Annotated in this window: 29 protein-coding genes; 9 read left to right on the forward strand and 20 right to left on the reverse strand. The window is 69.9% G+C overall.

All coding sequences use genetic code 11. The annotated features are described in order from the left end of the window. Positions 1 to 2: 2 nt before the first annotated feature. The 13 genes from F6X38_RS10240 to F6X38_RS10300 form a co-directional block, all read right to left on the reverse strand. A complete protein-coding gene (locus tag F6X38_RS10240) occupies positions 3 to 209 on the reverse strand; it encodes a rcc01693 family protein (protein ID WP_150969636.1) in 207 nt (68 codons plus the stop codon). A gap of 17 nt (positions 210 to 226) precedes the next feature. Continuing rightward, positions 227 to 556, reverse strand: a complete 330-nt coding sequence (locus F6X38_RS10245) for a gene transfer agent family protein (protein WP_150969637.1) — start codon at positions 554 to 556, stop codon at positions 227 to 229. Between the two features lie 2 nt (positions 557 to 558). Then, complete coding sequence (locus F6X38_RS10250) at positions 559 to 972, reverse strand: phage major tail protein, TP901-1 family (protein WP_150969638.1); 414 nt, start codon at positions 970 to 972, stop codon at positions 559 to 561. 82 nt (positions 973 to 1,054) lie between these two features. Next, positions 1,055 to 1,465 (reverse strand): DUF3168 domain-containing protein, encoded by a 411-nt coding sequence (locus F6X38_RS10255; RefSeq protein ID WP_150969639.1) that lies wholly within the window; start codon positions 1,463 to 1,465, stop codon positions 1,055 to 1,057. A gap of 61 nt (positions 1,466 to 1,526) precedes the next feature. After that, complete coding sequence (locus F6X38_RS10260) at positions 1,527 to 1,757, reverse strand: hypothetical protein (protein ID WP_150969640.1); 231 nt, start codon at positions 1,755 to 1,757, stop codon at positions 1,527 to 1,529. Further along, entirely contained in the window at positions 1,757 to 2,089 is a 333-nt protein-coding gene (locus tag F6X38_RS10265; RefSeq protein ID WP_150969641.1) for a phage head closure protein, read from the reverse strand. Before F6X38_RS10265 ends, F6X38_RS10260 begins: the two co-directional genes overlap by 1 nt. Beyond that, a complete protein-coding gene (locus F6X38_RS10270; protein ID WP_150969642.1) occupies positions 2,090 to 2,650 on the reverse strand; it encodes a head-tail connector protein in 561 nt (186 codons plus the stop codon). A gap of 76 nt (positions 2,651 to 2,726) precedes the next feature. Continuing rightward, entirely contained in the window at positions 2,727 to 3,974 is a 1,248-nt protein-coding gene (locus tag F6X38_RS10275) for a phage major capsid protein (RefSeq protein ID WP_150969643.1), read from the reverse strand. A 20-nt stretch (positions 3,975 to 3,994) separates the two neighbouring features. Then, positions 3,995 to 4,540: an HK97 family phage prohead protease gene (locus F6X38_RS10280; protein WP_150969644.1), complete on the reverse strand. Its 546-nt coding sequence runs from the start codon at positions 4,538 to 4,540 to the stop codon at positions 3,995 to 3,997. Beyond that, the gene (locus tag F6X38_RS10285) at positions 4,537 to 4,869 is read right to left on the reverse strand and encodes a DUF6107 family protein (RefSeq protein WP_150969645.1); all 333 of its coding nucleotides are present in this window, start codon (positions 4,867 to 4,869) and stop codon (positions 4,537 to 4,539) included. Before F6X38_RS10285 ends, F6X38_RS10280 begins: the two co-directional genes overlap by 4 nt. A 77-nt stretch (positions 4,870 to 4,946) precedes the next feature. Further along, complete coding sequence (locus tag F6X38_RS10290; protein ID WP_150969646.1) at positions 4,947 to 6,140, reverse strand: phage portal protein; 1,194 nt, start codon at positions 6,138 to 6,140, stop codon at positions 4,947 to 4,949. Positions 6,141 to 6,213: 73 nt separating this feature from the next. Continuing rightward, the gene (locus F6X38_RS10295) at positions 6,214 to 7,434 is read right to left on the reverse strand and encodes a DNA-packaging protein (RefSeq protein WP_150969788.1); all 1,221 of its coding nucleotides are present in this window, start codon (positions 7,432 to 7,434) and stop codon (positions 6,214 to 6,216) included. A 92-nt stretch (positions 7,435 to 7,526) separates the two neighbouring features. Then, a complete protein-coding gene (locus F6X38_RS10300; RefSeq protein WP_161992702.1) occupies positions 7,527 to 7,925 on the reverse strand; it encodes a hypothetical protein in 399 nt (132 codons plus the stop codon). Between the two features lie 192 nt (positions 7,926 to 8,117). Here F6X38_RS10300 and F6X38_RS10305 point away from each other — a divergent pair, with 192 nt between their 5' ends. Beyond that, positions 8,118 to 8,378 carry a hypothetical protein gene (locus tag F6X38_RS10305; RefSeq protein WP_150969648.1) on the forward strand — a complete coding sequence of 87 codons (261 nt, stop codon included), beginning with the start codon at positions 8,118 to 8,120 and terminating at the stop codon, positions 8,376 to 8,378. Between the two features lie 7 nt (positions 8,379 to 8,385). Here the strand turns inward: F6X38_RS10305 and F6X38_RS10310 are convergent, their stop codons facing one another. Then, a complete protein-coding gene (locus F6X38_RS10310; RefSeq protein WP_150969649.1) occupies positions 8,386 to 8,868 on the reverse strand; it encodes a YcgN family cysteine cluster protein in 483 nt (160 codons plus the stop codon). Positions 8,869 to 9,014: 146 nt separating this feature from the next. Between F6X38_RS10310 and F6X38_RS10315 the strand changes: the two genes are divergently transcribed. The 5 genes from F6X38_RS10315 (at position 9,015) to F6X38_RS10335 (ending at position 13,979) form a co-directional block, all read left to right on the forward strand. Beyond that, positions 9,015 to 11,186 (forward strand): transglycosylase domain-containing protein, encoded by a 2,172-nt coding sequence (locus F6X38_RS10315; RefSeq protein WP_150969650.1) that lies wholly within the window; start codon positions 9,015 to 9,017, stop codon positions 11,184 to 11,186. 13 nt (positions 11,187 to 11,199) lie between these two features. Continuing rightward, a complete protein-coding gene (locus F6X38_RS10320; RefSeq protein WP_150969651.1) occupies positions 11,200 to 11,784 on the forward strand; it encodes a DUF1214 domain-containing protein in 585 nt (194 codons plus the stop codon). Continuing rightward, positions 11,777 to 12,388: a DUF1254 domain-containing protein gene (locus tag F6X38_RS10325; protein ID WP_150969652.1), complete on the forward strand. Its 612-nt coding sequence runs from the start codon at positions 11,777 to 11,779 to the stop codon at positions 12,386 to 12,388. Before F6X38_RS10320 ends, F6X38_RS10325 begins: the two co-directional genes overlap by 8 nt. A 74-nt stretch (positions 12,389 to 12,462) precedes the next feature. Then, positions 12,463 to 12,783, forward strand: coding sequence for a hypothetical protein (locus F6X38_RS10330; RefSeq protein ID WP_150969653.1), 321 nt, complete (start codon positions 12,463 to 12,465; stop codon positions 12,781 to 12,783). A gap of 80 nt (positions 12,784 to 12,863) precedes the next feature. Next, complete coding sequence (locus F6X38_RS10335; protein ID WP_150969654.1) at positions 12,864 to 13,979, forward strand: hypothetical protein; 1,116 nt, start codon at positions 12,864 to 12,866, stop codon at positions 13,977 to 13,979. A 5-nt stretch (positions 13,980 to 13,984) separates the two neighbouring features. Here F6X38_RS10335 and F6X38_RS10340 read toward each other — a convergent pair whose 3' ends face one another. Genes F6X38_RS10340 through F6X38_RS10350 form a run of 3 tightly spaced genes read right to left on the reverse strand, consistent with a single transcriptional unit; the run spans position 13,985 to position 16,825 of the window. Further along, positions 13,985 to 14,323, reverse strand: coding sequence for a DUF1491 family protein (locus F6X38_RS10340; protein WP_150969655.1), 339 nt, complete (start codon positions 14,321 to 14,323; stop codon positions 13,985 to 13,987). Further along, entirely contained in the window at positions 14,320 to 15,105 is a 786-nt protein-coding gene (locus tag F6X38_RS10345; protein ID WP_150969656.1) for a peptidoglycan-binding domain-containing protein, read from the reverse strand. The genes F6X38_RS10340 and F6X38_RS10345 overlap by 4 nt, the downstream gene beginning before the upstream one ends. Continuing rightward, a complete protein-coding gene (locus F6X38_RS10350; RefSeq protein ID WP_161992704.1) occupies positions 15,050 to 16,825 on the reverse strand; it encodes a sensor histidine kinase in 1,776 nt (591 codons plus the stop codon). Before F6X38_RS10350 ends, F6X38_RS10345 begins: the two co-directional genes overlap by 56 nt. 324 nt (positions 16,826 to 17,149) lie before the next feature. Between F6X38_RS10350 and F6X38_RS10355 the strand changes: the two genes are divergently transcribed. Together F6X38_RS10355 and F6X38_RS10360 are read left to right on the forward strand one after the other, a co-directional pair. Then, a complete protein-coding gene (locus F6X38_RS10355) occupies positions 17,150 to 17,659 on the forward strand; it encodes a DUF5330 domain-containing protein (RefSeq protein WP_150969658.1) in 510 nt (169 codons plus the stop codon). A 69-nt stretch (positions 17,660 to 17,728) separates the two neighbouring features. Next, the gene (locus tag F6X38_RS10360) at positions 17,729 to 18,148 is read left to right on the forward strand and encodes a SufE family protein (protein WP_150969659.1); all 420 of its coding nucleotides are present in this window, start codon (positions 17,729 to 17,731) and stop codon (positions 18,146 to 18,148) included. Between the two features lie 266 nt (positions 18,149 to 18,414). Here the strand turns inward: F6X38_RS10360 and F6X38_RS10365 are convergent, their stop codons facing one another. From F6X38_RS10365 to F6X38_RS10375, 3 genes are all read right to left on the reverse strand, one after another. Further along, positions 18,415 to 18,918 carry a DUF6456 domain-containing protein gene (locus F6X38_RS10365; RefSeq protein WP_150969660.1) on the reverse strand — a complete coding sequence of 168 codons (504 nt, stop codon included), beginning with the start codon at positions 18,916 to 18,918 and terminating at the stop codon, positions 18,415 to 18,417. Next, entirely contained in the window at positions 18,915 to 19,325 is a 411-nt protein-coding gene (locus F6X38_RS10370) for a helix-turn-helix domain-containing protein (RefSeq protein WP_161992705.1), read from the reverse strand. Before F6X38_RS10370 ends, F6X38_RS10365 begins: the two co-directional genes overlap by 4 nt. 629 nt (positions 19,326 to 19,954) lie before the next feature. Next, entirely contained in the window at positions 19,955 to 22,411 is a 2,457-nt protein-coding gene (locus F6X38_RS10375; protein WP_150969662.1) for a putative bifunctional diguanylate cyclase/phosphodiesterase, read from the reverse strand. A gap of 181 nt (positions 22,412 to 22,592) precedes the next feature. Between F6X38_RS10375 and F6X38_RS10380 the strand changes: the two genes are divergently transcribed. Further along, positions 22,593 to 23,552, forward strand: coding sequence for a cation diffusion facilitator family transporter (locus F6X38_RS10380; RefSeq protein WP_150969663.1), 960 nt, complete (start codon positions 22,593 to 22,595; stop codon positions 23,550 to 23,552). The last annotated feature ends 76 nt before the right edge of the window (positions 23,553 to 23,628 follow it).

Here is a 23,628-nt window from a genome sequence, read left to right on the forward strand (position 1 = left end):
CTCTACCTCGCATCGGGAAATCGCTGGAGCAACCGGTCGAGCGCCGCACGCGAAGGCGCGTCGCGCCCGTCGCGCACGAAAGGCCGGATCGCCTGCGCGAACTCGCGCGGACTCAAGCGCCAGAAGGCATCCGGCGTCAGGCGGAGCAGGCCGAAGCCTGCCGCCATCGCCTCGTCCCAAGGAAAAGCGTCGCCGGCCCTGCTCGCCACCGCAGCCGGCGACGCAATCAAGGGTTTGCGGGCACCGCCTCGCCGAAAGCGGCCCCAAGCAGATCCGCCACCAGCGCCGCCGCGCCTGCCGCGCCGCCCTCGAACCGCATCGCGGCGACGTCGCTGTCGGCGATCGTTTCGCCTGCCCCGCGCAGACCCGCCGCGACGACGCGCACGATGTCGCGTGCCGAAAGCGCGCCCGTGCCGAAGCGCCGGGCCAGCGCGCCGATATCCTCCTCGCCGAAGGCATCCTCCAGCTCGGCCAACGCCCCGAGCGTCAGGCACAACACCCGCTCGCGCCCGTCGATCATGGCGGAAACCTCGCCCCGCCGCCGGTTCGCCGCCATCGTCAGATCGCCGCGAAGGCGAGCGCGCCGGCCGATTCCAGCGTCATCTCGAACGTCACCTCGCCGTTGAACTCGCCCGAATATTCCAGCGCCGCGACCTGGAACGGCCCGGTGATCCGGCCAAAATCCGGCACCGTCACCTCGAAGGGCGCGACCTTCGCGTCGAAGAAGAGCTGGCGCACCGCGGCATCGGACGCGAGATCCTTGAAGATGCCCGCCCCCGAGATCGAGGCGCGCTGCACACCCGCGCCGCCGAGCAGCTCGCGCCAGCGCCCGGCGCTTTCCGAATCGGTGATCTCCACCGTTTCGGCGTTGAAGGCGATGCGCTTCGTGCGCAGTCCCGCCACCGTCTGGAAGTTCGTACCGCCCGCCGCGTCCAGCTTCAGGAGCAGGTCCTTGCCCTTCTGCGCGCCCATCCTTCACCTCTCGCCATCGCGGAAAAGAAAAAGGGCGGCCCCTCGGACCGCCCTTCGCATTCGTTCGATTGTGTCTAGCCGGTCAGGCCAGCGGTTCAGTCACCGCGCGGAAGCGCAGAATGCCGTGGAAATTCGGCGAGTCCGGTTCCCGGCGCGCTTCGGCGAACTGGAGCTGCAGGTTCACCAGCCGGTGGCTGCCGAGCGGCAGATGCGCGTCGTGCAGCCGGTTCGTCACCTCGTCCATGATCGCGAACGTCTCGGCCTTGCCGCCGCCCCGGCCCCAGACGTGCAGGGTCAGGACGTGCTCCGCGCCGTCCTCGCTGCCCGTCGACCAGTCGACCACCGTGGTGCGGCCGAGCGTCAGGTAGGGGAAGCTCGCATGTTCCGGCGCGTCGTCGTACACCTTCGGCCCGCCGAGCTTGGCGACAATCCCGGCATCCGTCGTCAACGCCTTGAAGATCGAGGTTTGCAGTTCGGCGCTGGAACGCAGCATGCGGTATTTCCTCCCGCCAATATTGCGACGATATTCGAGAAAGATGGTGCGTCGCGCCGTTTCACAAGACGGCGCGCCCGCTGAAATTTCCGTTATTGGCTGTCGGCCTTTCGTCCGGCGAGGTTTCGCGGAAGTGAAAGCCGCTCAGCAGGGACGACGCCGGAAGTTCACGGTCGAGCAATCTTTCGCCCTCCGCCGATTGCCCACCTACCCTCGCCAGCGCCGCCGCGACGATGCGGCCACGCCGCGCCGTGCCGGAAACCCGGCGGGCAAGCCGCGCGGCAAGTCGCATCACACTTCCTCCTGGCAGCGGCAGACGAGGTAGCGTCGGCTCTCGTCGGGATCGTGCACCGACACGACGACGAGCCGCCGGTTCCCGAGCACGAAGCTCATGCCGCGGTCGACATCGTCGCGAGCCCTGCAGATGACGCGATGGGTGATCGTCGCCTCCCGCCGCTCGAACCGCTCCGCCGCCTGCACCGACACCGGCTCGACGCGGACGGAAACCTCGGCCACCTCCCGCCAGTTCGGCACCGTACCGCCCGAACCGTCGGACACGAGATCGGCGGCCTGCAGCGAGACGCGCTTGCGCAGAAGGCCCGGATCGAGGAACAGCGGCGTCATCTACAGCCTCCGCTCGCGGAAGGGCGCCAGGAGATCGCGCACCGCCTTCGGGATGAAGCCCGGCTGCATGTCCGCCGCCACCGCCCCGCGCATCTCGTAGCTCGCCGCGACGATCTCCTTCACCGCGAGCTTCAGCGCTTCCGGCACCGACCCCGCATCGAACCCGGCGATGAACTCGACCTCGACGCCGTTCGCCGCCGCGGCAACCACGTCGTCCGCTAGAACCACGACATCCTCCCCGCTCGCTCGATCGGGCGTCGCGCCGGCCGGCATAAAGTTTCTCGACGTTCCGTCCGCCCCGTAAGCCGTGATCATCGTCACTGCCCCGAGCGGCGTCCGCGGCAGCCGCACCCGGCGGTCGGCCGGCACCGCCTCCAGCGCAATCCGGAAACCCCGCTTCACCAGCACCGCGCGCGTTTCCCGCTCCACCATCTCACGCGCCGCCGTCACCAGCGCCGCGATCAGGTCGTCCTCGTCACTCCTCTCGATCCGGCACCACGCCTTCGCCTCCGCGACCGAGACCGGCTCCGCCCCGCCGCCGCCCAGCTCCACCACGACCATCGCAACCGCTCGCCCCGAGAAAGAAAGGGGCCGGACGTTCGCGCCCGGCCCTCGCCGCTTGCCCCTCGACTTGCCCTCAGACCGCGAAGTTCAGGAACTTAGCCGCGTCGTAGTCCATGATCCCGCCGCCGACGCGCTTCGTCGTGTAGAACAGCACGTAGGGCTTGGCGGAATACGGATCGCGCAGGACGCGCACGCCCTGGCGGTCGACGATCAGGTAGAACCGCCCGAAATCGCCGAAGGCGACCGACTTCGAGCCGGCGGCGATGTCCGGCATCGCCTCGGTCTCCACCACCGGGAAACCCATCAGCGTCGCCTTGCCGCCCGCCGTCGCCGGCGGCTGCCAGAGATAGTTGCCGTCGGCGTCCTTCATCTTGCGGATCACGCTCTGCGCGCGCCGGTTCATCACGAAGGACGCGTTCTGCCGGTAGCCCGCCTTCAGCGCGTAGATGAGATCGATCAGCGCATCCGAGCCGTTGGTGGCCGTAAAAGCGCCCGCCGCCCCCGTCGAGACCGTGCCGACCTTCCCCCAGGCCCAGGCCGATTCCGCCACCGTCGCGGCGGTCATGAAGCCTTTCGGCTTGTTGACGCCGTCGCCGTTGACGAAGGCCGCGCCCTCCTGCGCCGCGAAGGCCTGCTCGACCTCCTCGCCGATCCACTGGTCGATGTCGACCGCCGCGTCGTCGAGCAGCGCGTTGGTCGCCGCCGGCATCGCGTAGAGCTCCATCGTCGGGAAGGCGAGCTCGGCGAGTTGCGGCGTCGCGGTCTGCGGCCTCGCATCCGCCTCGCCGACCCAGCCGGCCTGCGCCCCGGCGATCGAGAACGGCTTCTTCAGCACCTGCGTGGAAACGGTCCGGACCGCCGCGATCGCGCGGATCGGCGAAAGCGCCGCCAGCCGCTTGCCGATCTCGCGCTCGGTTTCCGGCGGCACGACGAAGCCGCCGTCCGAGCCGGTCAGCGACGACAGCGCCTTCTCCTCCATGCGGCGGAAGCCGCGCTCGTCGCCGCCGCGCACGTAGGATTCGAATGCCTGGCGGTGCTCGCTCGGCGCGCCGGCCGCCGTCTCGCCGGTCCCGCCGAGGCGCGGGCGCATTTCCTTCAGCACCAGCCGCTCGACGCGCTTCTCGTGCTCGTCGAGCGCCTTCGAGATGCGGTCGACCTTCTCGTCGGTGACGACGTCGGCGCTCATCCGTTTCTCGATCTCCGCGAGCCGCCCGTCGTTCTCCTCGCGGAAGCTCTCGAAGGCCCGCATGAACTCGCCGAAGGCCTCGGCGACCTCGCCGGTGCGCGCCTTGGTTTCGGGAACCTGATTGAAGTCCGTCATGCTTCTCTCCTGTTGAAACGTCATGCCGGCACCCCCAGCGGGGAGCCGAGCGAGCGCGCACCGGCGCGAATCCGCGCCACAAGGTCGGAGGCCGCCGCGAGCGGCGCCTTCAGCGCCCGCTTCATCGCGAGCCGCGCCAGTTCCTGCATCGGGAAGGTCACGACCGAAATCTCCCAGAGGTCGATCTCCGCCAGCCGGCGCTTCGCCAGCCCCCCGCCTCGCTCCGCCCGCTTCGTGCGAAAGCCGATCGACAGCCCGTCCAGCGCGCCGGCGCGGATCAGTCCGTAGGCCTCGCGACCGCCGCTGGTGTCCAGCGCCAGCCGCCCTTCCGCCCAGAGCCCGACCTTGTCCTCGCGAAGCGCCGTCCAGACGCCGATCGGCCGGCCGGGATCGTGCTGCCAGAGCATCTTCACGCCCGCCGCCCCGCGCTGGCGCAGCGAGGTGGCGAAGGCCCCCCGCAGCACCTCGTCGCCCGAAAGGTCCACCGCGCCGAACACGCTGGCATAGCCGCGCACGGTCCCGTCCTCGCGCTTCTCCGGCGCGATGCGGATCACCGCCGCCGTCATCGCGCCGCCTCCGCCTTGCCGGCGAACAGCGTCGCGGCGAAGCGCGCCAGCACGCCCAGCGCCCACCAGGCGCAAAGGCTCGCCGCCGCCGATCCCATCATCGCCAGCTCCGCCGGCTCCAGCCTGTCCGCCAGCGCCAGCCGGTCGGCGATCGCCATCCCCGCCGGCGCGCCGAACACCAGCCCCGTCACGATGCCGATCATGAAGCGCGCCGCCGCTTCCCGTCGCCCGTGAGGCAGGAGGTAGGCGACCGAGATCGCCGACCCCGCCGCCGCACCCGCGAACTTCGCTCCCCAGAGCGCCGCAAGCGATCCGTCCTCGATGCTCATCCAACCCTCCCCCGCAAGGTCGCTGCCGCTTCCCGCACCATGCCCTTCACCCCTCGTCGATGGTCGCGACCGACCCCTCAGCCGCGTTTCCTCGGCCCGTAGCCGACCGCCTCGCGCTTCTCGTCCTCGTCGAGGAACCCCGCCCCGCCGACACGCGCCCAGAGCGCGTCGCGCTCGACGCTCAAACCCTCGATCCGGTCGGCGTCGAAGCCGAGCCGCAATCCGTCCCCGTCGTGATGCGCCGCCAGCCAGCCGCCGAGCGCGGCGGTCAGCTTCCCAAGCAGCGGCAGGACGGTGAGGCGCAGGAAGGCGCGGTTCGCTTCCGCGTAGTTCGCGTAGGTCGCATCGCCCGGTACGCCGAGCAGCATCGGCGGCACACCGAAGGCGAGCGCGATGTCCCGCGCCGCGCCGTTCTTCGCCTCGATGAAATCCATCTCCTTCGGCGAGAGGCTCATCGCCTTCCAGTCGAGCCCGCCTTCAAGCAGCATCGGCCGCCCGGCCCGCGCCGCGCCGGTATAGCCGGCCTCCAGTTCCGCCTTCAGCCGGTCGAACTGGTCGGGCGAAAGGTTCGCGCCGTCGCCTGGCTGGTAGACGAGCGCCCCGCTCGGCCGGGCCGAGTTGTCGAGCAGCGCCCGGTTCCAGCGCGCCGCGGCGTTGTGCAGGTCGAGCGCCTGTCCCGCCGCGCCGAGCGGCGCGAAACCCTGCCCGTCGTCGAGCGGGTGAAACAGCTTCAGATGCAGGACCGGGCTCGGCCCCTCCTCCTCGATCGCGATCCGCCGCACCGTCGAACCGGCCCGGTACTCGTAGGCCTCCGGCCAGCCGTCGCGCCCCATGACGATCCGTACCCGGTCGGGCCGCAGCGCGTGGAGGGCGCGCGGGACGCTGTCCACCGTCAGCACCTCGAGATAGGCGTTCCCCGCCAGGAGCAGGTGGCCGCACACCGCCTCCACCAGCGCCGCGCCGTCGCTGACGCTGCCCGGCCGGCGCAGGAGACCGAGGATCGGATGATCCTCCACCTCCCGCGCGCCGTCGTAGAGCAGGAGCGGCACCGCTGCCGCGTTCTCGGCGATCAGCCGCACCGAACGGTGCACCACCGGATTGCGCATGAACCCGTCGCGCGCCAGCGTCTCGTAGGGCCGCTCGGCGGCCCCGGCCCCCTCGCTCCCGGCGAACAGCAGCGTCCCCGCGAACCCATACGACTTCGCCTCGCGCACGCCCTCGTTCGCCCGGGCGCGCACCAACCTTGCCGCGATCGCCGACCGCAGTCCCATGCCTCTCTCCTCTTTCGAATATGCCAGCGAGTTCGCGCCCTCCCTTCTCCCGAAGCGGGAGAAGGAGGCAGCTTCACAACCCCCGCACCCGCGGCTCGGCCCGCGGCGCCATCAGCGCCGTCACCGCCCAGACCAAGGCATCGAGCCGGTCCGGCGAACGCCCGCCGGACAACCCGTCCGGGCCGAAGTCGGCCATCTCGTCCTCCAGCGCCGGGAAGCTCCCCGCGTGTCGCACCCGCCCTTGCTCGTAGAGCGCCGCGACCGGCTCGGCGCGCAGCCACTTGCCGCGCGTCGCCCGCACCATCTGGATCGGCACGCCGGGCGACACGGCGTCGATCACGCTCGCCACCATGTCGCCGCCCTGGTTTACCTCGGCGACGATGCGATCCGCCTCCAGCCGCTCGTAGAGATCGACCGCGATCCGCGCCCATTGCGGCGGCTTCAACCCTTGCCGGCTCGCATCCGCCACGACGTAGGTCGTCCCATCCGCCGCGAGGCCGGCCGCGACGATGCCGCAGGCGTCGGACCGCGCCGTGCCTGTCGCGGGCGGATCCACCGCCACCACCACGCGCCGAAGCTCCGGCGCCTGCCCGACCCGCAGCTGCTCGATCCGGGCGCGGTCGAACAGCGCGTCCTCGCGCCTCTCGATCAGCTCGCCGTCGAGTTCCTGCCGCGCCAGCCGCGTTTCGCCGTAGAGACCGCGCATCGCATCGACGAAGCGCGGCGCGAGGTTCGCCTCGTTCTCGACCGTCCGCATATGCGTCGTCGCGGTCGCCGTGTCCGCCATGAGCCGCTTCAGCAGCGGCACCGGCTTCGGCGTCGTGGTGAAAAGCGCGCGCGGCCGGCTCCCTAGCCGCAACGCGAACTGCAGATTGTCGAACGTCTCCCCGGCCCGCACCCACTTCGCCAGCTCGTCGCCCCAGGCCGCGTCGAACTGGTAGCCCCGGAGCGACTCCGGGTCCTCCGACGAGAACACCTGCGCCGTCGCGCCGTTCGCGAACACCAGCCGCCGGCGCGTCGCCTCGTAGACCGGCCTCTCGCCGACCGCGACGGTGCGGATGCCGCTTTCGCCGTCGATCATCACCTCCCGCGCATCGGCCAGCGTTTCGGCGACGAGCGCGATCCGCTCGTGCGGCCGCGCCGCAAACGGAGCCTTGCCGGCGACCAGCCCTAGCACCCATTCCGCTCCGGCCCGCGTCTTGCCCGAGCCGCGCCCGCCGACGATCAGCCAGTGCCGCCAGTCGCCAAGCGGCGGAAGCTGCGCCTCCCTCGCGATCTCGGCCCATCCCGGCATCGCCTTCAACAGCGTCGCCCGCCCGTGCCGGCCGATTTCCCTCTCCGCCAGCCGCCAGAACGCCTCGTCCGTCAGCACCTCGCCGGCATCGCTCAAGCGAAACCGGCCGCCTCCGCCGCATCGCCGAACAGCCGCCGCCCGCTGCCGCGCCTCGCATCGATGGCCCGCAGCCGCTTCATCAGTTCGGCGCGCAGCCGTACCGCCTCGCTCTCCTCCTCCGCGCCGCCCTTCGCCGCGGCCAGTTCGACGCGGCCGAGGTCGATCAGCTTCTCCAGCGTTTTCGTCAGGCTGCCGATCGCGTCGACGCGCGCCTTGGCCCCGGCCGGCGATGCGCCGTCCTCGCCTTGGCTTTCCGCCGCGGCCGAAGCGCGGATCATCCACTCGAACCCCCGGACCTCGCCTGTCAGCACCGCGAGCAGCCGCTGCGACATCGTCCGCTTCCGCTTCGGCAGAGCCGCCAACGCGCCGCCGTCCGCCGTTCCGTCCGCCATCCCCGCCCCCGGAAACGCAAACGGGCGGCGAAGCTTACCGCTTCCCGCCCGACCCAATTTCTCGACTGTAGCCGTAACCTACCCGAGCACCGTCACGCAGTCAAGGACTATTTTCCTATTTTCCGCGACGCGTTTCCGCGGTCGTTGCCGCCTTCCGGCGGCGCTCCAGTTCGATATGAAAAAGGAGTGACGATGCGTCAGCGCCCAATTCTGTCGGCCTCAGTACTACTCATCACCGTTGCATCCCTGTCGGGTTGCGTCAGCGACGATTCCCGCAGCGCCCGAGCCGACGCCGTGGCGGTAGTCGGCAACCAGAACGATACGGACGAGACCAAGGCCGAGCGCTTCGCCCGCGGCGAGTACCGGCGCGGCTTCAAGCACGACGAGGCGCGGAACATCCAGTACTGCCAACTCCATCCGGCCGACGACGACTGCATCGGCCGGCGCTTCTGACGCCGCCTCAGCGTTTCCGCCGTGCCGCGCCTTTCGGCATCCGGCCCGGCCAGTTCGCGAGGTGCCGCTCGAAGTCGTCGAGATCCATCCCCTCCTCGCTCACCGTCCGTCCGCGCACCGAGACGCCGGCCTCGTGCACCGTGTCGCGGTCGCCGGAAACGAGGTGGTGCCACCAGTAGAGGTCGCGTCCTTCGGCAACCAAACGGTAGCCGCAGTTCGGCGGCAGCCAAGTCAATTCTCGCACCGTGTCCGGGTTCAACGGTATGCAGTCCGGCACGGTCCGCTGGCGGTTCGGATAGTCGCGGCAGCGGCAGGCCTCGCCATCGAGCAACCGGCAGGCAACGCTCGTCCAGGCGATCGCGCCGGTATCGGCGTCCTCCAGCTTGTTGAGGCAGCAGCGCCCGCAGCCGTCGCAGAGGCTTTCCCATTCCGCCGGCGTCATCTCGTCCAGCGTCTTCGTCTTCCAGAAGGGTGTGTTGCCGTCTTCCATCAAATTTCCGTCGAGAGGTGTTCGCCGGTCGCTGCCCCTGTTGCGGCCGTATGCCCGCCACACTTAATCTCGTAGAAGGGGCGGACGTGATAAGGGCCGATCGTCGTTCGCGGCGCGTCCGGACCGCAGGCTTGAACGGATAGATATTGCGCGGATCATCCGAGGATAAGGCCAAACGCTGGGTCCCGTCGCGTCTGATCGAGATCGACGCTTGGATCGACTCGGGGCTTTGGCGTTTTTTCCACGGCTCGGGCGGCTTCTGGGAAGCGATCACCATCTTCTTCCGCCGCTTTCGCGCGCGCGGCTTCAAGAAGGCGCTGGTCGAATTGTCCTGCGAGGGTCTGACCCTCGGCCTCGGCGGTCTCGCCCTCCTCTACGTTCTCGCCCAGCCGGCTATGCAGATGACGGCGCACGGCCTGCCGCTGGAAACCGACTATTCCGTCCTGTTCCTCGACCGGCACGGCAACGAGATCGGCCGGCGCGGCGTCCTGCGCTCCGATTCGGTCCCTGTCGACGAGATGCCGGACCACTTCATCAAGGCGGTGCTGGCGACCGAGGACCGGCGCTTCTTCGAGCATTGGGGCATCGACTTCATCGGCCTGTTCCGCGCGCTCGGCGAGAACGCCCGCGCCGGCGGCGTGGTGCAGGGCGGCTCCAGCCTTACCCAGCAGCTCGCCAAGAACCTGTTCCTGTCGAACGAGCGCACGATCGACCGCAAGATCAACGAAGCCTTCCTATCGCTCTGGCTGGAAGAGCACCTCACCAAAAAGCAGATTCTCGAGACCTATCTGAACCGAGCCTACATGGGCGGCGGCGCCTTCGGCGCCGAGAGCGCGGCCGAGTTCTACTTCAACAAGGACATCCGCGAGGTCAGCCTGCCAGAGGCCGCGATGCTCGCCGGCCTGTTCAAGGCTCCCGCGAAATACGCGCCCCACATCAACCTCCCCGCCGCCCGCGGCCGCGCCAACGAGGTCCTCACCAACATGGTGCAGGCCGGCTTCATGACGGAAGGCCAGGTCGTCGCCGCCCGCCGGCAGCCGGCCACCGCCGTCGACCGCGGCACGCAGACCTCGCCCGACTACTTCCTCGACTTCGCCTTCGCCGAGGTGCAGCGGATCGCCGACAAGATCCCGCACCGCAACTTCGTCGCTCGCACCACCTTCGATGCCGGCATGCAGCAGCTCGCCGACGAGTCGATCCAGTATCACCTCCGCCAGTTCGGCAAGGCCTACAAAGTGGACGAGGGCGCGATGGTCGTGCTCGACGACGATGGGGGCGTGCGCGCCATCGTCGGCGGCGCGGACTACGGCGAGTCGCAGTTCAACCGCGCGACGCGCGCGCTCCGCCAGCCGGGCTCCTCGTTCAAAGGCTACGTCTACGCCGCAGCGATGGAAGCCGGCATGAAGCCGACCGACATCGTCTCCGACGCCCCCGTCACCATCGGCAACTGGTCGCCGCAGAACTATGGCCGCAAGTTCGCCGGCCGCGTCTCGCTCACCGACGCGCTGGCCCAATCGCTGAACACGGTCGCGGCCCGGCTCGGCCAGAAGGTCGGCATGAAGAACGTCGCGGCGCTCGCGAAGTCGATGGGCGTCGAGTCGCCGCTCCGAGGCGACAAGACCATGGCGCTCGGCACGTCCGAGGTCACCGTCATGGACCAGGCCACCGGCTATGCCGTCTTCGCCGCCGGCGGCATGGACGCGCACCGCCACGCCGTCATGCAGCTCACCGACACGAACGGCGACATCCTGTGGGACGCGGCGAAGGACATGGGGCCGCGGCATCGCGTCCTGTCCGAGCAGGCCGCGAAGTCGATGAACGAGATGCTCGTCCAGATCCCGATCCGCGGCACGGCGCGCAAAGCCGCCCTGACGATGACGCTCGCCGCCGGCAAGACCGGCACGACGCAAAGCTATCGCGACGGCTGGTTCGTCGGCTTCACCGGCAACTTCACCGCCGCCGTCTGGTTCGGCAACGACGACTACACGCCGACCAACAAGCTGTCCGGCGGCTCCATTCCGACGATGGCCTGGCAGCGCGTGATGGAAGCGGCGCATCAGGGCATCGACCTGAAGAAGATCCCCTATATTGACCTGCCGCCGCCGAAGCCCGCCGCCGACAAGGTCGCGGAAGCGCCGAAGGACGGCCCGCCCTTGCCGGTCCGCCCGCCCTCGCTCAACAACGAGACGCAGAAGGTCCTCGGCGGCATCGCGGACCTCATGGCGAAGGCACCGCCGCTCGCGCCCGAAACGGTCGCCGCCAACGCCTCGACGCTGACAGCCAACGCGTCCGCCGCCGGCCCGGCTCCCGGCCCGTAAGGTCGCTCGTCTTTTGCGCTCCCTGATCCTGCTTCTCGCGGCGGTGGCGATCGCGCTCGGCCTCGGCGGCTGGTCCGCCCGCCGGGCGCTCGGCTCCGGCGCCGGCTCCAGCAGCATCGCCATCGGCGTCTGGCGGGCGGACCCCCTCGCCGGCTCGGCGGATGCCAGCCCCTACGAGAAGGCGCGCCTGTCGCAGATCGGCGACCTGACGCTCGGCATCGGCGAAGGCATCCAGTTCAAGACCTTCACGGACGGCTCCGGCGCGCCGTTGCGCCGCGAGTGCTCATACGAGCTTTCCGGCGGCCTGCCGCTCGCCCGCGTCTGGACGCTCGCGGCCTTCACGCCGGACGGCCGCCTCGTCCAGCCGGGCGACGGCCGGCCCGGGTGGCTGGTCTCCCGCAACCTCCTGCGTCGCGAGGACAACGTGGTCGTCGTCGCGGCCAGCGCGGAGGCGCGCCCCGGCAACTGGCTGGCGCTTTCCGGCACCGGGTCCTTCGCGCTGGTGCTGACGCTCTACGACACGCCGGCTTCCACCTCCAGCGGCGTCGGCGGGGTCGAGCTCCTGAAGGTCGAGCGGAAGGCCTGCACCGGTGTTTAAGGTCTTCGCCACGCTGCTCGCCGGGCTCGTCGGCGCGGCGATCGTCCACATCTGCGTGGTGTTCGCGATGCCGGCGCTTGCCTCCAATAATTCCTGGGGGCGGCTCGGCCAGCTCGGGCCGATGTTCGGCGTCGTGCGTATCGATCCCCAGCGCACGCAGGCGACGGGCGGCGACGATGGCGGTTCCGGACGTCGCGCCTTCGCCTTCGTCGACCCGGCCTTCGTCACCGCGAGCTGCCGTTTCGACCTGGAGGACGGTCCGGTGCGGCTGACGAGCGATGCGCCGGCGAGCTTCTGGTCGGCCTCCATCTATACGCGGCGCGGCGACAACGTCTATTCGATCAACGACCGCTCCTCCGTTGGCGGCCGGTTCGATCTCCTCGTCGGTTCTTCGGAGCAACTCGTGGATACCAAGGCGACCTCGCCCGATCCGAACGAGACGATGATCCCGGTCGAGTTCGCCGAGACCGAAGGCTACATGACGATCCGCGCGCTGGTGGACGACGAGAGCGTCAGGCCGGAAGCGGACGCCTTCCTGCGCGGCCTGAAATGCGCCACCGCCGACGAAGCGGCGGCATCCGGCGACGGGCAGCCTGCGGATTAGAGGCTGTCTGGAAAGTCCCCGGCGGAGGGCTGGCGAGGGATTTTCGTCGCTTCGCGCGGAGCCGAACGCAGTCGATGCCGGCGGCATCGGCGAGGCTCGGCGACGAAGCGGACGGCGGAAAGACCCGCCAGACCGACCCGGCCGACTTTCCAGACAGCCTCTTAGGCGTGGCGCTGGGCCGAGGGCGGCGCATCGACCACCGCCGCGACCAGAACCTCGCGCCTTATGCAGGGCAGGATCACGATCGACGCCGAGGGGCGCGATATCGGGGCATTTTGCGAGGGACGCGCCGCGAAGCGGTCCGGAAAACGGAGAACCGTTGCCATATCGGGGCTTTCGTTGGGCTCGACGTTGCGTTTCGCGACTATCCCGGCGCGACCTTTCCTGAAGCTTAGAAAACCGCACCAAGGTTAACAGTCCGCTAACGCTTGCCGCGCCATCATGCGCGTGCCCATCCCGATCGACCCGGATCCCCATGACGGACGCAAGCCCGCGCATCTTCCGAAACCTGGAGAAATCCGGGGGCCGGGACAGCTTCGACGACATCGTGCTTGCAGCTGTCGCCGACTACGCCGCGCTGGAGCGCCCGTCCGCGGCGCAGTCGCGCGACTTCGGCCGCCTGGTCGCCCCGCTCTACGACAGGACCGCGGCGGAAACGCGCCGCCGGCTGGCCGCCGCGCTGTCTCCCAGCCCAGCCCTCCCCCGGGTGCTGGTCGAAAAGCTCCTCGCCGAACCCGCCGCCGTAGCCGCGCCGTTCCTCCTCGCGAGCCCACTGTTGACGCCGGAAGACCTTGCCGCCCTCGCCGTTCGGCGCGATCCCGGCCTGAAGAAGATCCTGAAGGCGCGCAACGCACCGCCGAAGTCGGAGAAGCCGGCGACCTCGCGCCGCCGTAAGACGGTATCCCCCGCAACCGCACCGGATGCCGCAGCGCCCGTTGCGCCGCGCCGCCTGTCGTCCGCCCGGCAGACCGCGCTGCTTTCCGCCGGCACGCCCGAACCAGCGCCGAGCCTGGCGAACCTTGCCCCGGCCGTCGCGGCATCGCTGCCGACCGTACCGGAGCCGCAATCCGCCGAGGAGGCGCTGGCCCTCCTTCGCAAGCTGGTGCTATCGGGCCGGCCGCGCGCCGCCGCTCGGGTGCCCGCCCCCGCTCCCTCTCCAGCCGCCCGCACCGACCTGATGGGCTTCGCGCTCGCCCGCGACGCGGAGGGCTTCCATTCGCTGCTCGCCAACAAGCTGCTGCTCGGCCCGGAAGCCTTGGCGACGATCCGCGCCGACAGGAGTGGCCGCGAACTGGCGGCCGCGCTGAAGGCCACCGGCGCCGAGCGCGCCGACGCGCTCACCATGCTGATGATGCTGAACGAGGAGCTCGGTTCGGACGTCGCGGCGTTCGAAACGATGGGCGCCTTCTACGGCTCGCTCGACGCCTCGGAATGCGCCGCCCGCTTCGATGTCGGCCGCATGCCCGTCACGCCCGCGCTGCAGCCCACCCATGTCGAAACCGAAGCGCCGCATCGCGCCGAACCCCGCAGGGTGTTCGGCCGCCGGATCTCGCTGCCGGCCGGCGTCGAGCGCCGCCGCCGCAACCCCTGAAACGATCAGCCGTCGTCGCCGACGACGGCAAGGAAGTCGTCCGGCGCGAGGTCCTCGATCTCGACCACCCAGAAGTCCGGATCGAACCGCGCCTCGCGCTCCAGCCGCGCCGCCACGGCCGCATCGTCGATGGCGCTTTCGCGCATGAAGCGGCGCCCGCCGTCGTCGGCGGCGAAGCTCTGCACGGCCGGCCCGAACAGCGTCACCGCGCCGCCGCGCGCCCGCGAGATCACGAAGATCGCCCCGGCCGCTTCCGCTCCCTTCCGGACGACGGCCGCGAAGCCGCCCGCACCGAAGGCCCGCCGCACGAGTTGCGCGACGAAGAGTTCGGAGGTGATCCTCAACGGTGCGACGCGCCGACCGCCTTCAGCTTCGACAGCACCGTCTCGTCCGGTACGCCGGTGACGCGCAGTCCCTGCATCGCCTGGAAGTTGCGGATCGCCGCTTCCGTGCGGCTGCCCATCACGCCGTCGGCTTCGAGCTCGGCGATCTTCGCCGAGTTCAGCCCCTCCTGGATGCGCCGGACGAGGTCGCGGTTCGGCCGGTCCGCAGCCGGCGGCGCAGCGACGCTCGCGGGTGCCGCATCGCTCGCCGTGCCCGTCTCGACATCGTCGAGGCTGGCGACGCGGCGGTCGTCCGTGCCGCGCGTCTCACCATCGCCGCGCATCGCGGCAAGCAGCCGCGGCGAAGCCTCGCCGTCCACGCCGAGGCCGTGGTCGCTCTGATAGGATCGGATCGCGGCGGAGGTCGCAGGCCCCGGCCGGCCGTCCACTGGCAGCCCGTAATAGCCGGCCTCCGCCAGCGCAGTCTGCACCTCGACGACGAGTGGCACCGACAAGCCGCCGGGCGCCGCGTCGTTGCCGGCGACCGGCGCGGACGCCGCGCCCGGCCGCGTTGCCAGCAGCGGGTGCATGTGCCGGCCCGTCTGCGCCGTCAGCGCGTTGGTCGCGAGGATGCCGAAGAAGGCGGCGAAGGCCGCGAGGCTCGCCGACGTCGCCGGCCGCCGCGCGATCGGCCGCGCCGCGGCCACGGCGAGCCGCGCGACGCCGGCCAGCGCGCGAGGGCCCGCCTTACGCCGTGCGACGGGCTTCCGGGATCGGGAGTTGGGTTTCCTGGTGTCTCGCATGCCTGAGCGCTACGACTCTCTTCGTGGATTCATTCTGCTCGACGGCGGCGTCGCAGTCGAGGCTCAAGGTGACGTCGACCGTGGTTCCGCGGCCGGGCTCGCTGGCAACGCGCATCGCGCCGCGATGCAGTTCGGCGAAGCCCTTGACCAGCGACAGGCCGAGCCCGGTGCCGGGATAGCGGCGGGTCAGGCCGGCCGACCCTTGCGTGAACGGCTGGCCGAGGCGCGGCAGTTCGCTCGCCTCGATGCCGATCCCGGTATCGGCGACGGTGATGCGCATCAGGTCGCCCGCTTCCCGCACCGTCACGCTCACTTCGCCGCCGTCGGTGAACTTCACGGCGTTGGCGAGGAGGTTGAGGATGATCTGCTGGACGGCCCGGCGATCCGCCACGAGCCAGCCCGACGCGCAGTCGTTCCGCGCGCTCAGGGCCAATCCCTTGCGCTCGGCTTCGCAGCGCACCGTCGCCAGCGCCGCGTCGAGCACGGCGGCGATATGGAAGCGCTCCGTCACCAGCTCGTATCGGCCGGCCTCGATCTTCGAGATGTCGAGGAGCCCGTTCACCACGCCGAGCAGGTGCTCGCCGGATTGCCGGATGAGGCCGACATATTCCTTCTGCCGCGGATCGCGGAAATCCCCGAACATCTCCCGGTCGAGCACGTCCGAGAAGCCGATGATGGCGTTCAGCGGCGTCCGCAGCTCGTGGCTGACCATGGCGAGGAAGCTGCTTTTCGCTTCGGATGCAGCCGTCGCCGCTTCCAGCGCCGCTTCGAGATCGCGCGATGCCTCCGCCGTCTCGTGCGGCGCGATCGCGCAGGCCGCGCGGATCGCGACGAGCGCCGCCCCGTCGCGGACGGCCCGCAGTTCCACCCGCCGCTCGGCGAAGCCGCCCGCCGCGGCATCCCAGAGCCGCACCTCGCAGCCGGCGCGCGCCGCGCCGGCGCGGACCTCGCCGAAGGCCGAAAGGTAGCGCACTCGGTCGCCGACATGGACGAGCGACAGGGCGAACGGCAGGCGGTCGCTGCGGAGCCGTTCGCCGAAGAGGCGCGTCGCCTCGTCGGAGGCATCGACCAGTTCGCCGTCCGGCGCGAAGCGGACGACGGCGGAAGCGTCATCGTCCTCGCCCACGGCCTCGTCGCTCGCCGCGTGCCGCGGCTTCCGGCGCAGGAGCCGCGCGACCTGCAGCGCGAGGCAGCCGCACGCCGCCACGGCCGCGCCGAGCGTCACCCCCGGCGACGGAGCGCCGGACGAGACGCCGAAGGCGGTCGTCGCGAGAAGCAAGCAGAGCGCGAGGCTCGCGATGCCGAAGCATGTCCAGAACAGGTTGCGCCGGCCGGACAGGACCGCTTCCATCGGCACGACCGGGAGCAGCCACAGGAGCGGCGAGGCCACCCCGCCGGTCGAGACGGCGGCGAGCGCGACGAGCAACGTTCCGCCGGCGACGGCCGCCCCCACCACCGCGTCGAACGCGCCGGAGGCCGCCAGCGCGGCCAGCGCCAGGCAGCCGCCGGACGCGACCGCGGCGAGAATCGCGACGCCCGAATGCTCGAAGACGAAGCCGGCGAGCGGAATACCGAGCGCGCTCGCCAGTCCCGCCGCCCACAAGACGGCCATCAGCCCGGCGAGGCGGCGGCGTTCGTCCCCATCGCGGACACGGTCGGAGACGATGGCGTCGAAGCGCGCCATCATGCCGTTCCGGAGCGCGTGAATGGGGATCCTCAAACGCTTCCTCCCGCTGCCCGACGCCTTGCCGCATACTCGTTGCGATCCGGCGGCGCGGCAGGGCAGACCCATGCCGGCGAACGCCCGTTCGCGTGGTCCGAACTATGGCGGGAACGTTTCAAGGAAGGCTTAAGCGTGACCGCCGCCGAACCTGGAGCGACGTGGCCTTCACCATGGGAGGCACGCACTGTCGCCGGCCGATCGAACCTTTCGATTCCGTTGCGATCGTGCCTCGCATTCGATTCGAATTGCGCGCCGCGTTTGAACGCCGGCTTGGGCACCGCTATGTCATGGTCCGGTGGTTCGGGCAGGATCGCGACCGCGATGCCCGAGCCACAGGGAATCAAGGACGTCGTCGGCATGATCCGCTTCGTTTTGAAATCGGCGCTGGCCCTCGGCCTCGTCGCCATGATCGTGCCGCTCGGCGCGCCGTCGAACGGCGACGGGCCGGGGCTCGACCTCTTCGGCGTCGCGAACGGCGTCCGGGAAGCGGCGGCTGACCTTGGCGGCTTCTGCACCCGTGCGCCCGCCGCCTGCGAGGCGGGGCGCGAGGTCGTGGTCTTCGCCGGCGAGCGCATCGAGACAGGCCTCCGGATCGGCTACGGCTATCTGAACGAGCATCTCGCGACGCCGCAGCCCCCGTCTTCCGAACCGGTGGTCGCGGCCGAGGATACGCGTCCCGATCCGGTGACGACCGGCGCGGTGGAACCGCCGGCCGGCCCCCGCCCCTACACGCCGCCGCGCCCGCTTGCGCCGCAAACGGTCGCCGAGACCGCCGTGCATACGCTCGCCCGGCAGACCGTCGCGATCCCGACGCCCGCGCCGCGCGGCTGACGCCCCGCCGCCGAATGCCTATATGGAGGCTCGGCCGGATGGTTCGGCCGCCTTCATGTTCGGAATGCCATGCGCGACATCGCTGAGATCGAAGCGGATTTCGAGCTTCTCGACGATTGGGAAGATCGCTACCGCTACCTGATCGAACTCGGGCGCGAGCTGCCGCCGCTGCCGGAAGCCGCGACCAGCGAGGCGAACAAGGTGCGCGGCTGCGTCAGCCAGGTCTGGCTTGTCAGCGAGACCGACAGCGGCGCGCCGCCGCGCCTGTTCTTCCAGGGCGAATCGGACGCCCATATCGTCCGCGGCCTCGTCGCCATCGCGCTCGCGCTGTTCTCCGGGCACACCGCCGCCGAGATCGTCGCGACCGACGCCGAAGCCGCTTTCGCGCGCCTCGGCCTGCAGGAGCACCTGACGCCGCAGCGCTCCAATGGCCTGAAGTCGATGGTGAACCGGATCAAGGGCGACGCCCAGGCGGCGATGGCGGCCTGACCGAAATGGATTTCACGTGATATTCATGGCTATCGTCGTTCTCGCCGGACTTCTGTGCATCCTCTGGCGAATCCGTTATGAACTGGACTTGAGAAGAATCAACTCCTCTGAGATCGGCCATCATGCGAACGTAACTGGCGCGCGCAGGAAGGTGGAAATGAGAATATCTCTCACTATTGCTTTCGCTTTCCTGATATTTTTTACATCTTTAATTTTAGCCTAGCAGCATCAGAATTTACTGTATTGCCGTTTATCTAAGAATCTATTTAGCGCCTTCCTTTTGGGCGGCCGTTCGGCGCGGCCCAAGCGCGAATATGGCCCTCGCGGCCTCCGCCGCGTTGGTCGAACCCATAGTGTCGAGCGAGGGCCGCGAGCCCGGCTTTCAGCAGCAGCTTCGCCGAGCGCGCCGGCCATTGGCGCTCGCGCTCGACGATCTCCAGCCCTTTCAGGAAGCAGCAGACGTCGAGCACGACGCCGGCGAGTTCCGGCCCGACCGCCCGCACCGCCGCGTCGACCCGCTTGCGCGCGTCGATCGCCGAATCGGAGAGGTCGCCCGCCCCACGCGCGCCGCCCGAACCGCGCGGACTCGCCTCCCACCGTTGCGTCACGGACGGCTCCAGCCTACCGCGCGTGAAGTCGAGCCGCAGCCGCTCGCCCGCCATCGCCTCGGCGGGCGCAAGGAACGGTGCGCCGTCCGCACCCTTGCGCGTCGCGAGCCGGCCGAGCGGCGACTCGGCGGGGTTGAAGCCCGGCATGGCGGCGGCGCTCACGTCTCGTCCTCCTCTCCCGCCGTCAGCGACAGGCAGTTCTCCGCGAGCCGCTCGAGGCCCGAAAGCTTCTCCTCGAACGACCGGTCGTCGCGCCGGTCCTCGATGCGGCGGATCGCGTGCGAGACGCTGGTCCGGTCGCGGCCGAACTCCTGCCCGATCACCGCATAGGGCACCTCGAAGATCACCCGCGCCAGATACATCGCGATGTGCCGCGCCTCGCAGCTCGCCGCCACCGAGCGGTTGGGCTTCTGGATCTCCGCTTCCGGAACCCCGAAGGCGGCGCTGGCGATGCCGCGCGCCACGCGGCAGAGCCGCAGCCGGCGCAGTTCGGCCCGTCGGTCGTCGTCCCCGCTGCCTGAACGGGCGAAGCCGAAGGCTCGCTCCGGTTCTCGGGGGACGTGGGACATGAAGAGGCTCCGTCGCTCTGACATGCCGAGCATTACATCCGGGACGGGTATGTAGGATAACTTTCCTATTTACGATGTCGAGTCGTCCACAGGTCGCGGAGGCTCCGGCGGAGTACGCGGTCGCCCGCGCGCCTCCATGCCCCGGCGGCGCACTTATTCACTCGACTCTTCGCGGCGCGATGCTCCCCCATCGAAAGAGCGGGAGCATTGGCGGACGTGTCGAGCGTGGATCGGCTGGAAAAGGCGCTGGCCGGCGCCGCGGCGGGCTTCATGCGCGCCAGGGCGGCGTCATCTCAAAGGCGGCCGGCGAGCGGAGCTTACGGTTTGCTCGCGATGCAGTTCGGCCTGCCCTGGGCGGACCTCGCGCTGCTCGCGCGGGCGAGTTCGCCCTCGGACATCCCGCCGTCGCTGCGGTCCCGGCTGACCGAACTGCTCGAACGGGAACGCCACCGTCTGGGGCGGCTCGCGCGGGGCGAGAGCGCCCGCTACGACGCCGGCCGGCACCTGGCGGTGCGCGACGCGCTCGGCTGGCTTGCGGACATCCAGCCGCCCTGCCCGCACGGGCCGCGCCTGTCGGGCTCGGCGTTGAACGCGCGGTTCCGCCGGACTGCGGCGCGAATGCCGGCGAATCAGGAAGCGATGGTGCCCGCCCGGCCCCATCCCGCCCGGTCGGCATTGCCGCGGTCGAGCGAGAACTGCATCATGAAGCGCGGCAGGTCGGACAGCGGCATCGGCGTCGCGAAATGGTAGCCCTGCATCTCGGCGCATGATTCGGCGACCAGCGTCTCCATCTGGCGGCGGGTCTCGACGCCTTCCGCCATCACCGAGATGCCCATCGCCTTCGACAGGCCGATGATCGCGCGCACGATCATCAGGTTCTCGCGCTTCGCGAGGTCGCGCACGAAGGACTGGTCGATCTTGACCTTGTCGAACGGGAACCGGCTGAGATAGCCGAGCGAGGAATAGCCGGTGCCGAAATCGTCCATCGAGATGCGGATGCCGAGCTTGCGGAGCGCCGTCAGCGTCCACATCACGTGCTCGCTGTTGTTCAGGAACACGCCCTCCGTCACTTCGAGCTGCAGGCGATAGGGCTCGAAGCCCGTGCGCTTCACGATCGCCGCGATGTCGGCATAGAGGTTCTCGCTCTCGAACTGCTTCGGCGAGAGGTTCACCGCCAGCGTCAGGCCGGTCGGCCAGGCCGCGGCCTGGCGGCAGGCCGTTTCCAGGACCCAGAGGCCGATCGGCGCGATCGCGCCGCTGGCTTCCGCGATCGGGATGAACTCGCCCGGCGAGACCATGCCACGTTCGGGGTGCCGCCAGCGCAGGAGCGCTTCGAAGCCGGCGATCGTGTGCATCGGCACGTCGACGAACGGCTGGTAGAACATCTCGAACTCGCCGTTGGCGAGCGCGCGGTCGAGGTCGGCTTCGGTCTGGCGGCGTTGCTGCGCCGCCGCTTCCATCGCCGGTTCGAAGAAGCGGAACCGGTTGCGGCCGAGCGAGCTGGCATCGGCGAGAGCGAGGTCCGCCATGCGCAGCAGCGCTTCCACCGCGCCGGGTTCCGCGCTTTCGCCTTTGGCGGGCGCGATGCCGATCGAGACGCCGACGCTGACATGCCGCCCGTCGACGCTGAACGGTTGCCGGAACAGGTCGAGCACCGCCTCGGCCAGCGCCTCGACCCCGTCCGGATGCTGCGAATCGGTCCGCACGAAAGCGAAGTCGTCGCCGCCGATCCGCGCGACGATGTCGTCGGGCTCCGCGAGTTCGAGCAACCGGCCCGCGACCTGCTTCAGGAGCGCGTCGCCCGCCGGATGACCGTAGGCCTCGTTGACGGCCCGGAAGCCCTCGATGTCGAGGGCGAGCAGCACCGTGCGCCGCGCCCGCTCCGCGTCGGCGAAGATCGTCTGAAGGCGGGTGGCGAGCGCCATGCGGTTCGCGAGGCCCGTCATGCCGTCGTGGTTGGTGGCATGGTCGATGCGCGCTTCCGTGTCGCGGAACCGCGTCACGTCGTCGACCGTCAGCACTCGGCCGCCATCCGCGGTCTTGCGCTTCGACACGGCGAGGAAACGCCCATCGGCGGTCTCGTGTACGAAGGCGGTGGCATTTCGGGCGGTGGCGAGCAGCGGGCCGAGCTCGGCGAGCTTCGAGAGCTGCTGCAGCGTCGCGCCGGGCTTCACGTCGGGATGGGCGAAGATCTCCGCGAAGCACGGGTTCACGAGGGTGATCCGCCCGGCCGCGTCGAACATGCAGAGACCCTGCGCCGCGGTTTCCAACGCGACCTGCAGATGTCCGTTCCGGACCGAGCGTTCGGCGTCGAAGGCGTCCGCCTGGCTCGCGACCGTCGTCTCGAAGCGGTCGAGCTTCTCGGCGATGTTGCTCTGCATCGTGGCGAGGGCGCTGAGAAGCTCGCCCGTCTCGCCGCCGCCCGTTTGGTCGATCGCGTTCGTGAGGTTTCCTTCGGCGATCGATTTCGCCAGCGCCGCCGCGCGGCGCAGCGAAGGCACGATCGTGCGCGTCAGCAGCCAGGCGACGAAGAGCGTCAGCGCCGCCGCGCCGCCGAGCGCTACTTGCGTCCGCGCGATGCTCGACTGCATCGTGGTGCCGACCTCGCCCTTCACGTCGTAGGCGTCGGCCGCGAAGACGCGGACCGCCGCGTCGATGTCGTCCTGCGCGAGCAGGAGTTCCTTGCGGATCAGGCGCGGAGTCAGCGCCTGTCCCGACAGCGCGAGCTTGCCGAGCCGGCGGCGCGTCTGGTCGACGAGGTTGCGCCCGGCCTCCGAGATCGAGCCGTTGCTGGCGATGGTGAGGTCGGCCTCGACGGCGGAAAGGGCGGCATCCACCCGCTCGGTGAGAGGCTTGGCGAGCGGCTCGCCTTCGCTTCCCGAAGCGTCCGCGTCGACCTGCGCCTTCAGCTTCATGACGCCGCCCTGCGCCGAGCGCAGCGCACCGGTGGAAACGAGCGAATTGTCGTAGAGACGGCCGGCGAGCTCGCCGATCTCGCGTTGCGACGATTGCGCGAGAACGCCGACGAAGATCGTCAGCGTCGTCAGGCAGAGACAGCCCAACAGGATTTTCAAGCGGATCGGCATCGGACGTCCGAATCCTTCACGCGAGCCGGGGTCGAACGGGAATGCGCCGGCGATCCACTACCTTAGGCGGCAAAAGATCAAACTTTCGTTTAAGTCGAACAAATGGTGCTGCGCTGCGGCACGGGACGTTTCGCGCCGATGCCACACTTAAGGAGCTCTTGGTTGCGGAAGCGGACGGCGCATGGCGGGGCACGGCTCGAAGAAGGTCATCTACGCGGCGCTGGCCGGCAATCTCGGCATTGCCGTCACGAAGTTCGGGGCCGCGTTCTGGACCGGCTCGTCGGCCATGCTGAGCGAGGCGATCCATTCCCTCGTCGACACCTGCAACCAGGGCCTTCTGCTGGTCGGGCTGAAACGGGCGGCGCGGCCGCCGAGCCCGCTCCATCCGTTCGGCCACGGCATCGAAATCTATTTCTGGGCCTTCGTCGTCGCGCTCCTGATCTTCGCGCTCGGCGGCGCCTTCTCGATCTACGAGGGAATCGCCAAGCTCGGTGCACCCGAGCCGATCGAGAGCGTCTGGGTGAGCTTCGCCGTCCTCGGCGTCAGCCTCGCGCTCGAAGGCTACTCCTTCGCCATCGCCTGGGGCGAGCTGAAGGCGACCCATCCGGACCTGTCGCCGCTGGAAGCGGTGATGCGCTCGAAGGACCCGAGCGTCTTCGCCGTGCTCTGCGAGGATGCCGCCGCGCTCGCCGGCCTCGTCGTGGCGCTGGTCGGCGTCGCCATCGCGCATTTCCTCGAACTGCCGGTCTTCGACGCCATCGCCTCGATCGTGATCGGCCTCATCCTCGTCGCCGTGGCGATCTTCCTGGCAAGGGAGACGCTCAGCCTCATCACCGGCGAGAGCGCGTCGCGCGAGGTGCAGGAAGGCGTCCGGCGAGTTCTGGATGCCGATCCCCGCATCGTCGAGGTGCAGGAGGTCCTGACGATGCAGCTCGGTCCGAACGAAATCCTGCTCGCCGCCTCGCTCGACTTCGACGACGGTCTGGACGGCGAGGCGATCGAGACCGGCGTCCGGGAGGTCACCGCCGCGCTGTCGGCACTGAATCCGTCGATCACACGGGTCTTCGTGCGACCGGTTTCGGGCAAGCGCGCCGCCCTATCGCCACTCGCGGGATCGCCGTCGCCGAGCCCGGCGGCGTGACGCATTTCGGACGCATTCGCCGTGTCATGCGGGCGCCGCGTCGCGGACCTGCGACGGCGTTCCGCCATTGTCGCGT

It is taken from the genome of Plantimonas leprariae (assembly GCF_008802405.1).
GTDB classification, from domain to species: Bacteria; Pseudomonadota; Alphaproteobacteria; order Rhizobiales; family Rhizobiaceae; genus Plantimonas; species Plantimonas leprariae.

Bases quoted from the DNA above. Each gene is read 5' to 3' on its own strand.
- F6X38_RS10245 (WP_150969637.1), bottom strand. From the start codon at position 556: ATGGCGGCGAACCGGCGGCGGGGCGAGGTTTCCGCCATGATCGACGGG.
- F6X38_RS10250 (WP_150969638.1), bottom strand. From the start codon at position 972: ATGGGCGCGCAGAAGGGCAAGGACCTGCTCCTGAAGCTGGACGCGGCG.
- F6X38_RS10255 (WP_150969639.1), bottom strand. From the start codon at position 1,465: ATGCTGCGTTCCAGCGCCGAACTGCAAACCTCGATCTTCAAGGCGTTG.
- F6X38_RS10260 (WP_150969640.1), bottom strand. From the start codon at position 1,757: ATGCGACTTGCCGCGCGGCTTGCCCGCCGGGTTTCCGGCACGGCGCGG.
- F6X38_RS10265 (WP_150969641.1), bottom strand. From the start codon at position 2,089: ATGACGCCGCTGTTCCTCGATCCGGGCCTTCTGCGCAAGCGCGTCTCG.
- F6X38_RS10270 (WP_150969642.1), bottom strand. From the start codon at position 2,650: ATGGTCGTGGTGGAGCTGGGCGGCGGCGGGGCGGAGCCGGTCTCGGTC.
- F6X38_RS10275 (WP_150969643.1), bottom strand. From the start codon at position 3,974: ATGACGGACTTCAATCAGGTTCCCGAAACCAAGGCGCGCACCGGCGAG.
- F6X38_RS10280 (WP_150969644.1), bottom strand. From the start codon at position 4,540: ATGACGGCGGCGGTGATCCGCATCGCGCCGGAGAAGCGCGAGGACGGG.
- F6X38_RS10285 (WP_150969645.1), bottom strand. From the start codon at position 4,869: ATGAGCATCGAGGACGGATCGCTTGCGGCGCTCTGGGGAGCGAAGTTC.
- F6X38_RS10290 (WP_150969646.1), bottom strand. From the start codon at position 6,140: ATGGGACTGCGGTCGGCGATCGCGGCAAGGTTGGTGCGCGCCCGGGCG.
- F6X38_RS10295 (WP_150969788.1), bottom strand. From the start codon at position 7,434: ATGCCGGGATGGGCCGAGATCGCGAGGGAGGCGCAGCTTCCGCCGCTT.
- F6X38_RS10300 (WP_161992702.1), bottom strand. From the start codon at position 7,925: ATGGCGGACGGAACGGCGGACGGCGGCGCGTTGGCGGCTCTGCCGAAG.
- F6X38_RS10305 (WP_150969648.1), top strand. From the start codon at position 8,118: ATGCGTCAGCGCCCAATTCTGTCGGCCTCAGTACTACTCATCACCGTT.
- F6X38_RS10310 (WP_150969649.1), bottom strand. From the start codon at position 8,868: ATGGAAGACGGCAACACACCCTTCTGGAAGACGAAGACGCTGGACGAG.
- F6X38_RS10330 (WP_150969653.1), top strand. From the start codon at position 12,463: ATGCCGGCGGCATCGGCGAGGCTCGGCGACGAAGCGGACGGCGGAAAG.
- F6X38_RS10335 (WP_150969654.1), top strand. From the start codon at position 12,864: ATGACGGACGCAAGCCCGCGCATCTTCCGAAACCTGGAGAAATCCGGG.
- F6X38_RS10345 (WP_150969656.1), bottom strand. From the start codon at position 15,105: ATGCGAGACACCAGGAAACCCAACTCCCGATCCCGGAAGCCCGTCGCA.
- F6X38_RS10355 (WP_150969658.1), top strand. From the start codon at position 17,150: ATGCCCGAGCCACAGGGAATCAAGGACGTCGTCGGCATGATCCGCTTC.
- F6X38_RS10360 (WP_150969659.1), top strand. From the start codon at position 17,729: ATGCGCGACATCGCTGAGATCGAAGCGGATTTCGAGCTTCTCGACGAT.
- F6X38_RS10370 (WP_161992705.1), bottom strand. From the start codon at position 19,325: ATGTCCCACGTCCCCCGAGAACCGGAGCGAGCCTTCGGCTTCGCCCGT.
- F6X38_RS10375 (WP_150969662.1), bottom strand. From the start codon at position 22,411: ATGCCGATCCGCTTGAAAATCCTGTTGGGCTGTCTCTGCCTGACGACG.
- F6X38_RS10380 (WP_150969663.1), top strand. From the start codon at position 22,593: ATGGCGGGGCACGGCTCGAAGAAGGTCATCTACGCGGCGCTGGCCGGC.